Here is a 12,829-nt window from a genome sequence, read left to right as displayed (position 1 = left end):
CAGACTCGACCGTTGCGCAGCCCGCCGGCTCAGCCCGCCTGCATCATCACCTCACGGATCTCGGCCACCTTCTCATCGACAAGCGCCGCGTTGCCGCGCGATTCGATGTTCAGGCGCACCAGCGGCTCCGTGTTCGAGCTGCGCAGGTTGAGGCGCCACTCGCCGAAGTCGGCGGACAAACCATCGGTGCGGTCGGTCTCCGGATTCAACGGCGCGTACTTCGCCGTCACCGCTTCGATAGCGGCCTTCGCATCGGCCACCTTGAAGTTGATTTCGCCGCTGCACGGGAAGCGCGACATGCGGTCCTCGACCAGCTCGGCGAGCGATTGCCCGCTCTCGCTCACCAGCGCCGCGATCAGCAGCCAGGGCACCATGCCGGTGTCGCAGAACGCGAAGTCACGGAAGTAGTGGTGCGCGCTCATCTCGCCGCCGTAGATCGCGTTCTCGGCGCGCATGCGTTCCTTGATGAACGCGTGACCCGTCTTGCTCTGGATCGGCGTGCCGCCTGCGTCGCGCACCATCTCGATCGTGTTCCAGACCAGACGCGGGTCGTGGATGATCTTGCCGCCCGGGTTGCGCGCCAGCAGCGCCTTCGCCAGTAGGCCAACAAGGTAGTAGCCCTCGATGAAACGGCCATCGGCGTCGAAGAAGAAGCAGCGGTCGAAGTCACCGTCCCAGGCGATGCCCATGTCCGCGCCGTTCGCACGCACCGCGTCTGCGGTAGCGGCGCGGTTCTCAGGAAGAATCGGGTTCGGAATGCCGTTCGGGAACCGGCCGTCGGGCTCGTGCTGCAGACTGATGAACTCGAACGGTAGGTGCGGCGCGAGTCCGTCGATGACCAGGCCTGCGCCACCGTTGCCGGCATTGGTGACGATTTTCAGCGGCTTGAGGTCGCGACCTTCGACATAACCGAGCAGGCGCTGGAAGTACGCACTCTTGTCGTGCTGCTCGCGCTCGCTGCCCTGTCCGCCCGACGCCAGCGCCTCGTCCGACGTCGCGCGGTCGCGGATCGTCAGCAGGCCCGTGTCGCCACTGATCGGCTTGGCGCCTTCGCGCACCGGCTTCATGCCGTTGTAGTCCATCGGGTTGTGGCTGGCGGTCACCATCACCCCGCCCGCCGCGCCGAGATGGTCGGTCTGGAAGTAGACCTCCTCGGTGCCGCACAGCCCGATGTCGATCACGTCGCGCCCCGCACCCCGAAAGCCCTCTGACAGCGCCGCCTGCAGTGCCGGGCTGCTGAGCCGGACGTCGCGCCCGAGCACCACCGGGCCGGGCTGCAGCAGGTCGCTCATCGCCGCGGCAATGCGGCGGGCGAGCGTTTCGTCGAGTTCATCCGGGACGCGGCCACGGATGTCGTAGGCCTTGAAGGCATTGCGGGACATGGGGTCTCCTTGGTTGAGGCACGCAGCCAGGCGCGAACGCTACCGGGGGCTGTGCGAAGGGGGTGCAGAGATTAGCCGCAGCGACTATCGGGCGGTGCACGTGCGCGACAACCGCGACCGTTCGCGCAAGAAGGTCCGCTCGTGACGTGTCAGAAGTGAAACGTGTCGGCCCGGTGCCAACAGGCATGAGAGCTTTTTTCGCTCGGCATACTTACCTCGAACCCGGCATGGACGATTGGCGCCCAGCACTCAACGCCCGCGGACCCGCGTTCAGGCTATACATACGCAAAAGGTGTAATTTCCGTATACCCCCCCCCCCCCCGCTGGAGCGAGCCATGGCTGCCCTTCCCGCCGAAGCCACTGACATCCCGCTGATCAAGGCCTCGTCGTCCCAGGTGCAGCGCTCATGGAAGGGCGTGCTGAAACTGGTGCAGAAGCACGGCCGCGTCGCGGTCACGCATCATGCCGACACCGAGGCCGTGCTGGTTTCGCGCGAGGAATTCGAGCGGCTCGAACAGGCCGAACGCGAACTCGCGGCGCTCAAGTCTGGCAATGCCGAAGTCGACCCGGTCCAGGCCCTGCGAGAGCGTTTCATGGCGCGGTTGCGGTCGCGCGACGCGGCCGAATACGGGGACCGCCTCGACGCCGCGTTTTCCGCGCCACACCGCCTCGACGGCCAGCTCAAGGTCCGTGACCGCTTCTGATGGCGGCAAAGCCGCGCCTCATCGTGCTGGCCGGGGTCAATGGCGCGGGCAAGAGTTCCGTAGGCGGCTTCCACCTCGAACGCAACGGCATTGCGGCTGATGAGTGGTTCAACCCGGATAGTGTTGCGCGTGAGCTGATCCGGGGCGGCTTGCCAGCCGATCAGGCCAGCATCGAAGCCTGGCAGCTCGGCAAGGCCCTGCTCGAAACGGCAATCGCCGAGCGCCGCTCCCATGCGTTCGAAACCACGCTCGGTGGCAACACGATTCCGGCACTGATCCGCACGGCATGCGCGACCCACGCGGTACGCATGTGGTTCTGCGGGCTCGACTCGCCCGAGCGGCACCTGCGCCGCGTGCGCGAACGCGTGGCACGAGGCGGCCACGACATTCCGGAATCGAAGATCCGGGCGCGCTATGACAGTGCGGTGAGAAACCTGATCGCGCTGATGCCGGAGCTTTCCGAGCTGAAGGTCTACGACAACAGCGCCGATGCGACCGACGGCTGCATCCCCGACCCGTTGCTGGTGCTGCACGTCGAGGAGGGGCGGTTGCGATTTCCAGAAACGGCAGGACAGCTGGCCGGCACGCCGGAATGGGCGATGCCGATCGTCGAGGCGGCGCTCGAACTCGCGGAAGCTTGACCGGCCATCGCGGCACTTGCCCCCAGCGCGCAGCTGCAGCGGGCGCAGCCTGCGGCGACCTAACCCGAGGCAGCCTGGCGCTCGGAGCGACGCGCGGCGCCCCGGACGCGCATGCTGTCGCGCACGTCCACTTCGAACGCGATGCACCGCAACGCATGCGCGCTACTGCCCGTGTTGGCTGACACGAATTCGAGTGCGTCGCGTCGCGGCAGCGTCGCCGCGTATCCAATCACCGCCTGAGCAGGCAGCCTGACTCGCCATCGCGACGGGGGTCGGGTTTCGAGCGCAACCTCGCCAATCGCAGCGTCCAGACTCACCTCGCACGACCAGAGCACCGCGTCCGCGTTGTCCAGCACCAGCGACAGCGCGCCGTCGTCAAGCAGCGTCGCCAATTCGGCCTCATCGACACGCAGGCGCATCGTGCCGGGCTGCAGCTGCACCTTCATGCAGCCCCGGCCGGATCCGCGTCGTGACCGCACAGCGAGCAGCCCTCACTCCAGACGCTGTCGCCGTCGAGGTAGTGCTCCTGCTTCCAGATCGGGGCGCGATGCTTGACCGCTTCGATCACCGAACGGCACGCACGAAACGCCTCGTCGCGGTGCGGCGTGCCGGCCGCCACCACCACCGCAAGATCGCCCACGCCCAGCCGCCCTTTCGCGTGGGCAACGTACACCCTGAGTCGCGGACCGACATCGGCTGCGGCTTCCTCGGCGGCCTGGCGGAATATGTTCACCGCCAGCGCGTCGAACATGTCGTAGGTGATGCCGGTGACCGCCCGGCCATGATTGAGATCGCGGATGCGCCCGACGAACAGCGTGGTGCCACCGAACCCCGGGTCGGAGACGAACTCCAGCGCCGCGGCCGGGTCCAGTTTCCCCTCGCTCGCGTCGACGACCGCACAGTGCACCTGCATGCCCTGCTCCATGCTCAGCCTCCACTGACGGGCGGGAGGACCGCGACCCGCCCGTCGGGCGGTACGGCTTCACGGTCGCGCAGGATGCTGGCCTCGCTCGCGAACGCGGAGCTGGTGAGCAGACCGGAGCGGAAGTCCGGCCAGTGTTCGCTTGCGTACCGCGAAAGCGCATCACGCAGCTGCGCGATGTCCGCGCCGTCGGGCAGCTGAAGCTCGATCGCGCCGGCGGGCTCGTACTGGCGGAACGCGCCGTACAGGCTCAGGTGGACGTTCATGGCGATGCCGCTCCTGTCGCTTGGGGCCCGAGTGCGACGCCCGCTTCGTGCGCGAGCGGGAACACGTCAACGATGTCGCCTGCCGCCAAGGCTTCTCGGTCCGCCGGCAGTGCTGCCCACACCGTCGAGTCGATCAACGGCCGCGTGCGAAACGACTCCTGGCCCGGCAGCAGTTCCACGCCGAGACGGCCGGTGGCGCCCAGCTGCAGTCGCGCCTTCTGGTGCAGCCTGAAACCGGGCTTTTTGCTCGCATCATGCATCAACGGCAGCCGCCAGCCACGCTCGCGTGGCAGCCCCAGCATCGCCCGCATTGCCGGTTCGACGAAAAACCGCAGCCCGACCACGCTCGACACCGGGTTGCCGGGCAGCCCGAAAAACAATGCGCCGCCCGGTAGGCGCGCGAACAGCAGCGGCTTGCCGGGCCGCATTGCGACCTTGTGGAACAGGATCTCCGCGCCGAGCGAGCGCAGCACCTCCGGGATGAAATCGAAACGACCCATGGATACCGCGCCGGTGCTGAGCACGAGTTGCGCGCCACCGCCGGCCGCTTGTTCGAGCGCAGCCGCGAACCGCGCGGGCTCGTCGGGCACGGTCGCCCGCAGCACCACCTCGCCACCCGCGGCCGGCACACGCGCAGCCAGAAACGGCGCGCTGGAGTTGCGGATCTGGCCGGGCTGCAGCGGTCGCGCCGGGTCATCGACGAGTTCGCGCCCGGTGGAAAGCAGAGCCACGCGCGGGCGGCGCACCGCGTCGACCTGCGCAAGCCCGAGCCCCGCAAGAAGCATGAGCTCGTTCGCGCCAATCCAATGGCCCGCAGGCAGCGCGAGTGCGCCTGCGGCAATGTCCTCGCCGGCACGGCGGAGGTGCTGGCCGGGAGCGACCGCGGCGGCGAGGCGGATGCGCGTCGGTCGTGCATCGGCGTTACGTTCAAACACGTCGACCTGTTCGACGGGCACGATCGCATCGAGCCCATCGGGCAGCCGGGCACCGGTCATGATCGAGCACGCCCGCCCGCGATCGGCATGGCGTACACCGTCGCCCGCGACCTGCTCGCCGCCGACTGCGAACTCGCGGCCGGCCGGAATGCCGTGCCCATCGGTACACAGGGCGAAGCCGTCCATCGCCGAGTTGTCGAACGACGGCAGGTCGACCGGACTGCGGATTTCGCCGGCAGTGACCCGCCCGAGCGCTTCAGTAAGTGCGACGCGCTCGGCGGGAAGACGTCCGCAGGCCTGCAGGACGCAGTCGACTGCGTCTTCGAACGCGATCACGGGTGCGACCCGCCTTCAACCATCGCACGCGCATGCGCGAGCAGCGGGGCCAGGATCGCCATGCTTTGCGCTGCCGCTTTAGGGCTGCCCGGCAATGCGATGACCAGCGTCCGATCCACGAGCACTGCGTCGGCGCGGCTCAGCCAGGCCATTGCGGTGTGATGCCGGCTTTCGCTACGCAGCATTTCGGCAAGCCCGGGCACGCGGCGGGTTGCGACCTGAGCGATCGCCTCCGGCGTCGTATCGCGCGGACCCAGGCCGGTGCCGCCACACGTGATCACAAGACCGGTGCCTTGGGACGCGAGCGCGTGCAGGTGTGCCGCAAGCGCATCGACGTCATCGGCCAGCACAGTGGGCTCGCCGACACGCGCGCCGAGCCCGCGCAGGGCGTCGGTGATTACCGGACCGGATCGATCTTCGTAGCTACCGGCGCTCGCGCGGTCGCTCAGCACGACCACGGCCACGTGCCAGTCGTCGAGCCGCGCGATCGCACGCGGGCGGTAACGGGCGCGCTCCTCGTCGGTTATGCCGTCCGGGTGCAGCCAGAGCCCTTTCTTGCCACCTTCCTTGAACAGCAGACGGATGCCGCCAATCGAGAGCGCGGGGTCGACGGGCTTGGTGAGGTCGTAGATCGTCAGCAGCGCAGCATTCGCACCGGCGAGCGCTTCCATCTCCACGCCCGTCCGCGCCTCGGTGGCGACTTCGCAGTAGACGCGGATGGCATGCCGCTCGGGCACCGGCACGCAGCGCAGCTCGACGAACTCCAGCGGCAGCGGGTGGCAGAGCGGCATCAGACTGGAGGCCTGCTTGGCTCCCTGCAGGCCTGCGATCTCCGCCATCGACAGTGCATCGCCTTTCGGCAGGCGCCGCTCGACGATCGCGGCAAACGCATCGGCCCCGGCATACAGCTCACCGATCGCGACCGCCCGGCGCGCGGTGGGGCGCTTGCGGCGTACGTCGGCCATGTGGAAACCGCCGGCGGGCGACGACGTCGTGGATGCTTCGTGCATTCAACCTCCGATTGAAGCCAGGTGCGGCGTCAGGCCGGTCTGCCCGGCGTGCAGCGCGTGCGTGGCCTTCTTGAGCCCCAGCTGGGTTGCCAGTACGTGCTGCAGTTCGGTGGACTGGTCGTCGCGCTGGAGCAGCGGCCGCAGCGGCACACCAAACTCCCCGAACAGGCACAGCCGCAGATCGCCGGTCGACGTCACGCGCAGGCGGTTGCACGCGGCGCAGAAGTCCCGCGAGTACGGCGCGATCACGCCGATCGTTCCGGCATGGTCGGGATGCGCGTACTCGCGCGCCGGGCCGGCGTCGGCCGCACGCGGACGCAGCTGCCAGCCGCCTTCGATCAGCTGCGTTTCCAGCGCTTCGGCGCGCAGGTGGTGCTGACGGAAATACTCGCGGTTATCGCCGGTCTGCATCAGTTCGATGAAGCGCACGCTCACCGGGCGATCCCGCAGATAGTCCAGCCACGCCGGCAGCTGATCATCGTTGAGCCCGCGCAGCAGCACCGCGTTGAGCTTGACCGCCTGCAGGCCGCAGTCGAGCGCGATTTCGATCCCCGAAAGAATGTCGTCGAGCCGGTCCTGGCCGGTGATGCGCTCGAACGTAAGCCTGTCGAGCGTGTCGACGCTGACGTTGAGCGCGGTCAGGCCGGCTGCGGCCCACTCGCGGACGCGCTTGTGGAGCACCGTGCCGTTCGTGGTCAACGCGACCTTTTCGACGCCGGGCGTCGATGCGGCCACATCGATGATCGCGGTCAGGTCACGCCGCAGCGAAGGCTCGCCGCCGGTGATGCGGACCTTGCGCATGCCGGCCGCGGCGAACGCGCGCAGCAGGCGCGCGATCTCGTCGAGTTCGAGGTTCTTCGGCCGCCCCGACATCGCGCGGTAACCGTCGGGCAGGCAGTAGCTGCAACTGAAGTTGCAGGCCTCGATCACCGACAGGCGCAAATACGGGAACGTCCGACCGTGCCGGTCGGCGAGCAGGCTCATGGTGGTACTCCTTTCCAAGCACGGGAGACGCCGGCGTTTCCACCGGCGCCGGGTGACCACGAGGGCCACGGTCGGACGCCATACCCGAGGGCGCAGGCGCATCGACTTCGGAGCGGTTGCCCCGGCACGTGTTGCTGCGCCGGAGGCCCGGCAAGTATAGGTCGGCCGCCGGTGATCACACTGCAACCGGGCGGCCGTGCCGGCGCTATGCCATACGCGGGGGCTGCGGCGGTTCAGCTGACCGGGGCACTCGGGCGGAGCCGGGGCTCGGCAGCGGCGGCCTCTTCATTGCGCTCCCGGCAGCCACCCGTACCGGGGTAATCGCGAAGCGCGGTGGCGACACGCTGTTTCGTTGCGCGGCGCAGGGCTCGCTTCACGACGGCACCGTCAGCGTCTGCGGCGCCGCCTGCCGGATGCGGGTGCGGAGCCATCGGCGCTGGCGCTTGTTGCGCTTGCGTATCTGCTTGATCGCATCCTCGAACGCCTTGTCGCGCTTGGCGCGCGCGGCCTGCTCGAGGGTGTCGACCGAAATCACGCTCTCGTTGACCAGCAGCCACAGGTCGTGCAGGTCGCGCAGCAGCGCGAACGCATTCGGAACCCGCTGCCTGAGCAACGCGTCCTCCAGCCGATCGGGCTCGCCGTGGCGGTGCTCGCCATATTTGTCCGCGAACGGCTGCAGCATGTCGACGGCCTCCTGCGACCATGACTCGAACAGCTTGCAGATGACGGCGATGTCCGGCTCCTTGGCGTGCGTCTTGCGGACATGCGCGAATGCCTTGACCAACTGCTGCTCGCTCATCCGGAGCAGGCCGATGTAGTCAGCCGTGTGTTCGCGCTCGGGCTTGAGCGACTTCGCTGCATCCACCAGCCCTTTCGCGGTCTCTTTCACCGCCTCGCTCAGCGAGCCGTCCTCGTCCTCCGGGTGCAGGACCACCTGTTCCGGCTGACGGGTGCCGGGCGAGTCAACGCGCTCCAGCTTCACCGCGGCGTACTTGTAGTGCGGCTGCTTGCTGACCGGGTCCCAGCCGAGCATGGTCAGCTCGTTCGCGGCGCGGGCGCGGCCCGGGTCGTCCCAATACCCGTAATGGAAGCTCACGAAGACCTGCCCGGCATCGATGCCGCCCACCTTCGCCCTCGCCTTGATCGCACCCCGCCGCGACGTCACCTTCAGCCAGTCACCATCGGCAACGCCCAGCGCATCCGCATCGGCTTCGGAAATCTGCAGGACGTCGTCAGGCGCCGCGTCGACGAGCGGCTGCGACCGGCCCGTCTTGGCGCGGGTGTGGAAGTGGTACACCAGGCGGCCGGTGGACAGGTAGAACGGGTACTCGTCGTCGGGCTCCTCGGCCGGCGGCACGTACTCGGCGCCGCGCAGGATTGCACGGCCCGCCGGGCGCATCGCCTTGTACTCGGTGGCGGTCATCAGGCCTCCGGTCACAAGATCGTGGCCGTAGCTTTCGCAGTAATCGGGGTCGGTTGGGAACTTCAGGTCGAGGTAGATCCGCGGCGAGCCGTCAGGGTGCTGCTCGTTGCACGGCCAGGGAATGCCGGAGCCGCCAGTGAGCTTGTCGTAGCTGAGGCCGGTGTAGTCGCAGGGGCGCCCACGTGAGCACTCCTTCCAGGCCTCGAAGGCTTCCTCGGGCGTGCGCCACCTGATCAGCGGCGCACCATCCTTGTCCTTCAGGCCCATCCGCTGCGCGAAGTCGATGAAGATGTCGAAATCGGACCGTGCCTCGCCCGGCGGCTCGATTGCCTTGTGGCTGATGTGCACCGTGCGGTCGACGTTGGTGAACGTGCCGGTCTTCTCGCCCCAGATCGCCGCTGGCAGCACGACGTCAGCGAGTTGCGCGGTCTCGGTCATGAAGGCGTCCTGGACCACGACGAACAGCCGCTGCTGGCCCAGGATGCTCCGGATGCGGTCCAGGTTGGGCAGCGAGATCGCCGGATTGGTCGCATGGATCCACAGCATGCGGATCGAGCCGGTCTCGCAGTAGCGGAAGATCTGCATCGCATGCGTCGGCGGCGCCCAGTGCGGGATCTTCGCCGGGTCGACGTTCCACAGGCGACCGAGTTCCTTGACGTGCTCGAAGTTGTTCCAGTTGCGGAAACCCGGCAGATCGCCATCCGCGCCGGTTTCGCGCGTGTTCTGCGCGGTCGGCTGGCCATTCATCTGCAGGATCCCGCAGCCGGGGCGGCCGATGCGTCCCAGGATCAGGTTGAGGTTGTTGATTTGCACCGCGGCCGCAGTCACCTGGTTCGACTGGTAGACGCCCTGCAGGCATGTGGACACCAATTGCCTGGAAGTCGCGATCGCCTCCGCGGCAGCCCGGAGCTTCGCGGCAGGCACCTGCGAAATCGACTCGACGCGTTCGGGGGTGTAGGCCCGGACCGTCTCCCTGAGCTTTTCGAAACCGATCGTGTGCTGCTGGACGAAGCCCTCGTCCACATACCCGCCTTCGATCAGCAGGTGCAGCAGCCCGTTGAGCACGGCGACGTTCGTGCCGAGCCTCGGCGCCAAGTGAATGTCGGCCTCGCGCGCGGTAACGGTGGCGCGCGGATCGATCACGATCAGCCGGGGCGGCTTCGGGCCCCGCCGCCGGTCGAGCACGCGCATCCACAGCACCGTATCGGTGGCCGACATGTTGTGGCCGACCATCAGGATGCAGTCGGTCACGTCGAGATCGAAGTAGCTGCCGGGCTGTCCGTCCGAACCGAACGTCGCCTTCAGCGCGGCGGCCGCCGTCGCGGTGCACAGGCGCGTGTTGCCGTCCATGTGCGGCGTGCCGAGGCCTGCTTTGCCGATGACCGCGAGCGTGTAGTACTCCTCGAGGAACAGCTGGCCGCTGGTGTAAAACCCGATCGAGCTCGCGGTGTATTGCTTCTCCAGCTGCTGCGCCCGCTCGACGATGAGCTGCATGGCTTCATCCCAGTTCGCCGGCTCGAACGTCCCGTTCCGTTTGATCAGCGGGGTCGTCAGCCGGTCCGGATTGTTGTTCGCTTCCCAGCCGTGCAGACCTTTGGGGCCCAGGCGCCCGCGGTTGACCACGTCCTCTGCACGTCCGCGGACGCCGACGATGCGGCCGTTACGCACCGCGATATCGCAGGCGCAGCCGTTCGAGCACAGCACGCACGCCGACTGCACCCAGCGCTCGGGCTCCTCGAGGACGCGCTCGTCCACCCGGACCGGCCACTGGCCGTCGCCGTGGTACGGGGTGCGCTCGCCCCAGATGTCGGACACGCTGTCTCGGGAAATGGCCATCGTCGCTTCCGTGGTAGGGCAAGAGGACAGGCGCCCGGCGGCGCACCAGCAGGCTCAGCGCGTACTCGACGCGTCCTGCCCGAACAGCACCTTGCGCGACTGCTCGTCGATGACGGGTGCGGAGTTCACCTCCCCCGCCCGTTCGTACGCCCGCTTCGTTGCGGGGCGCTCGCGGATGCGCTCGAACCAGCGCATCAGGTGGGGAAACTCCTCGAGCCGCTGGTGCTGGAACTCGTACGGCACGATCCACGGATAGCAGGCCATGTCCGCGATCGAGTACTCGCCGGCGATGAAGTCGCGCCCGTCTGCCAGCTGCCGGTCGAGTACGCCATACAGGCGCGAGGTTTCCTTGACGTAGCGCTCGATCGCGTACGGGATCTTTTCGGGCGCGTACTGGGTGAAGTGGTGGTTCTGCCCCGCCATCGGCCCGAGGCCACCCATCTGCCAGAACAGCCACTGCAGCGCGAGGTTGCGGCCGCGCAGGTCCTGCGGGAGGAAGCGTCCAGTTTTCTCCGCGAGGTAGAGCAGGATCGCTCCGGACTCGAACACCGGCACTGGCTCACCACCGTCGGCGGGCGCGCGGTCAACGATCGCGGGAATGCGGTTGTTCGGCGCGATCCTGAGGAACTCGGGCTCGAACTGCTCACCGCGGCCGATGTGCACCGGCACGATGCGATACGGCAGTCCGGCCTCCTCCAGGAACATCGTGATCTTGTGGCCGTTCGGCGTGGTCCAGTAGTAGAGGTCGATCATCGGGTACCCAGGCAGTCGGGGTGGCCATTTCGCAGGCCCGGCGCGAGCGCTGGACCGTCGGCGCCGCAGCGCCGGCATGGACCGATGCAGTGATAACCACGGACGGATGCGAATCCGGTGAAGCCTGGGTCGACCATGGAGCGCGATCACGAGAGGCGCGGCGATCGACCCGCCGTTCCAAGCGGCGCTGTCGACGAGCCGCGGTCCGGGCAGCCGGGGTCCAGTCCGGCGCCTAAACGGGCAATCTGCGAGGACGACACTGCGGAGAACCGGCGCAGCGGCGCTCTGTTGACGGGTACGTCAAACGCCGAGGCCGGCGGGCTGACCGCCGCGCCGGATTACGACCTCACCAGACGCGCTGCCTTGCGCAGCGCGCTGCAATCCACCGCACAGGACGCCTCGGCGCCTGGGCGGGGCGATATCAGCCGTTGAAGCGCGCCAGCACGAGGCTCGCGTTCGTGCCGCCGAAGCCGAAACTGTTCGACAGGATCGTGTCGACCTGCACCTCGCGGGTTTCGCGAAGGATGGGGAAGCCTTCGGCGCGTGGATCGACGGTGTCGATGTTCGCCGAGCCCGACAGGAAGCCACCCTGCAGCATCAACAGGCAGTAGATCGCCTCATGCACGCTGGCCGCGCCGAGCGAATGGCCGGACAGCGCCTTCGTCGACGACAACTGCGGCACGTTCTCGCCGAACACTTCGCGCAGCGCCTTCAGTTCGACGATGTCGCCGAGCGGCGTCGACGTGCCGTGCGTGTTGATGTAGTCGATCGGCCGGTCTACGCGGTCGAGCGCCATCTTCATGCATCGCACCGCGCCCTCGCCCGACGGAGCGACCATGTCGGCGCCGTCGGAGGTCACGCCGTAGCCGATCAGCTCGGCCAGGATGTTCGCGCCGCGCGCCTGCGCATGCTCGAGTGCTTCGAGCACGATCATGCCGCCGCCGGATGCGATGACGAAACCATCGCGGTCCGCGTCGTACGGACGGGAGGCCTTTTCCGGCGTGTCGTTGTACTTGGTCGACAGCGCGCCCATCGCATCGAACTGCGAGGTCATGCCCCAGTGCAGTTCCTCGCCGCCGCCGGCGAACACCACGTCCTGCGCGCCATGGCGGATCAGGTCGGCGGCCGCGCCGATGCAGTGCGCACTCGTCGCGCAGGCTGCGCCGATCGAATAGCTCAGGCCGCGGATGCCGAACGAGGTCGCGAGCGCCGCCGACACGGTCGAGCACATCGTGCGCGGCACCATGTACGGCCCGATCCGGCGCACGCCCTTTTCCTTGAGCAGCGTGCCGGTTTCGATCTGCCACTGCGGCGAACCGCCGCCCGAGCCGGCGATGCAGCCTGTGCGCTCGCTGCGCACCTGCTCGTCGCTGAGCCCGGCGTGCGCGATCGAATCGCGCATCGCGAGGTAGCTGTAAGCGGCCGCGTCGCCCATGAAGCGTTTGAGCTTGCGGTCGATCTGAGCCTCGAGGTCGAGGTCCGGCGCGCCGGCGACATGGCTGCGCAGACCGAGCTCGGCGTATTCCGGTACGAAGCGGATGCCCGGCTTGAGGTCCCGCAGAGACGTGGTGACGCTTTCGGCGTCGTTGCCCAGGCAGGAAGTGATGCCGAGACCGGTGATGACGACGCGACGCATG

General features: G+C 68.0%; 12 protein-coding genes and 1 riboswitch. Of the genes, 2 read left to right on the top strand and 10 right to left on the bottom strand.

Annotated elements, in window-relative coordinates:
- Nucleotides 1-29 precede the first annotated feature (29 nt).
- The gene (locus tag ACFFGH_RS08830; protein ID WP_386667113.1) at nucleotides 30-1,382 is read right to left on the bottom strand and encodes a phosphohexomutase domain-containing protein; all 1,353 of its coding nucleotides are present in this window, start codon (nucleotides 1,380-1,382) and stop codon (nucleotides 30-32) included.
- Nucleotides 1,383-1,717: 335 nt separating this feature from the next.
- On the opposite strand from ACFFGH_RS08830, the gene ACFFGH_RS08825 reads away from it, so the two are divergent.
- Entirely contained in the window at nucleotides 1,718-2,086 is a 369-nt protein-coding gene (locus tag ACFFGH_RS08825; RefSeq protein ID WP_386667110.1) for a type II toxin-antitoxin system prevent-host-death family antitoxin, read from the top strand.
- On the top strand, nucleotides 2,086-2,727 hold the full coding sequence (locus tag ACFFGH_RS08820; RefSeq protein ID WP_386667108.1) for an ATPase: 642 nt from the start codon (nucleotides 2,086-2,088) through the stop codon (nucleotides 2,725-2,727). Before ACFFGH_RS08825 ends, ACFFGH_RS08820 begins: the two co-directional genes overlap by 1 nt.
- Nucleotides 2,728-2,786: 59 nt before the next feature.
- On the opposite strand, the gene ACFFGH_RS08815 is transcribed toward ACFFGH_RS08820, so the two are convergent.
- From ACFFGH_RS08815 to fabB, 9 genes are all read right to left on the bottom strand, one after another.
- Complete coding sequence (locus tag ACFFGH_RS08815; protein ID WP_386667105.1) at nucleotides 2,787-3,173, bottom strand: hypothetical protein; 387 nt, start codon at nucleotides 3,171-3,173, stop codon at nucleotides 2,787-2,789.
- Nucleotides 3,170-3,652, bottom strand: a complete 483-nt coding sequence (locus tag ACFFGH_RS08810) for a molybdenum cofactor biosynthesis protein MoaE (protein WP_386667102.1) — start codon at nucleotides 3,650-3,652, stop codon at nucleotides 3,170-3,172. The genes ACFFGH_RS08815 and ACFFGH_RS08810 overlap by 4 nt, the downstream gene beginning before the upstream one ends.
- A gap of 2 nt (nucleotides 3,653-3,654) precedes the next feature.
- Nucleotides 3,655-3,915: a MoaD/ThiS family protein gene (locus tag ACFFGH_RS08805; RefSeq protein WP_386667099.1), complete on the bottom strand. Its 261-nt coding sequence runs from the start codon at nucleotides 3,913-3,915 to the stop codon at nucleotides 3,655-3,657.
- Nucleotides 3,912-5,186 (bottom strand): molybdopterin molybdotransferase MoeA, encoded by a 1,275-nt coding sequence (locus tag ACFFGH_RS08800; RefSeq protein WP_386667097.1) that lies wholly within the window; start codon nucleotides 5,184-5,186, stop codon nucleotides 3,912-3,914. Before ACFFGH_RS08800 ends, ACFFGH_RS08805 begins: the two co-directional genes overlap by 4 nt.
- Entirely contained in the window at nucleotides 5,183-6,196 is a 1,014-nt protein-coding gene (moaCB, locus tag ACFFGH_RS08795) for a bifunctional molybdenum cofactor biosynthesis protein MoaC/MoaB (RefSeq protein ID WP_386667094.1), read from the bottom strand. Before moaCB ends, ACFFGH_RS08800 begins: the two co-directional genes overlap by 4 nt.
- Complete coding sequence (moaA, locus tag ACFFGH_RS08790; RefSeq protein WP_386667092.1) at nucleotides 6,197-7,180, bottom strand: GTP 3',8-cyclase MoaA; 984 nt, start codon at nucleotides 7,178-7,180, stop codon at nucleotides 6,197-6,199.
- A riboswitch (molybdenum cofactor riboswitch) is annotated at nucleotides 7,172-7,305 on the bottom strand. It overlaps the preceding gene by 9 nt.
- A 248-nt stretch (nucleotides 7,306-7,553) precedes the next feature.
- Nucleotides 7,554-10,439 carry a molybdopterin oxidoreductase family protein gene (locus ACFFGH_RS08785; RefSeq protein WP_386667090.1) on the bottom strand — a complete coding sequence of 962 codons (2,886 nt, stop codon included), beginning with the start codon at nucleotides 10,437-10,439 and terminating at the stop codon, nucleotides 7,554-7,556.
- A gap of 54 nt (nucleotides 10,440-10,493) precedes the next feature.
- Nucleotides 10,494-11,192 (bottom strand): glutathione S-transferase C-terminal domain-containing protein, encoded by a 699-nt coding sequence (locus tag ACFFGH_RS08780; RefSeq protein WP_386667088.1) that lies wholly within the window; start codon nucleotides 11,190-11,192, stop codon nucleotides 10,494-10,496.
- Nucleotides 11,193-11,613: 421 nt separating this feature from the next.
- Nucleotides 11,614-12,828, bottom strand: a complete 1,215-nt coding sequence (fabB, locus tag ACFFGH_RS08775; protein WP_386667085.1) for a beta-ketoacyl-ACP synthase I — start codon at nucleotides 12,826-12,828, stop codon at nucleotides 11,614-11,616.
- Between the last annotated feature and the right edge of the window lies 1 nt (nucleotide 12,829).

It is taken from the genome of Lysobacter korlensis (assembly GCF_042434515.1).
Note: the sequence above shows the minus strand (reverse complement) of the source record. Positions and strands in the feature narration are given on the sequence as shown.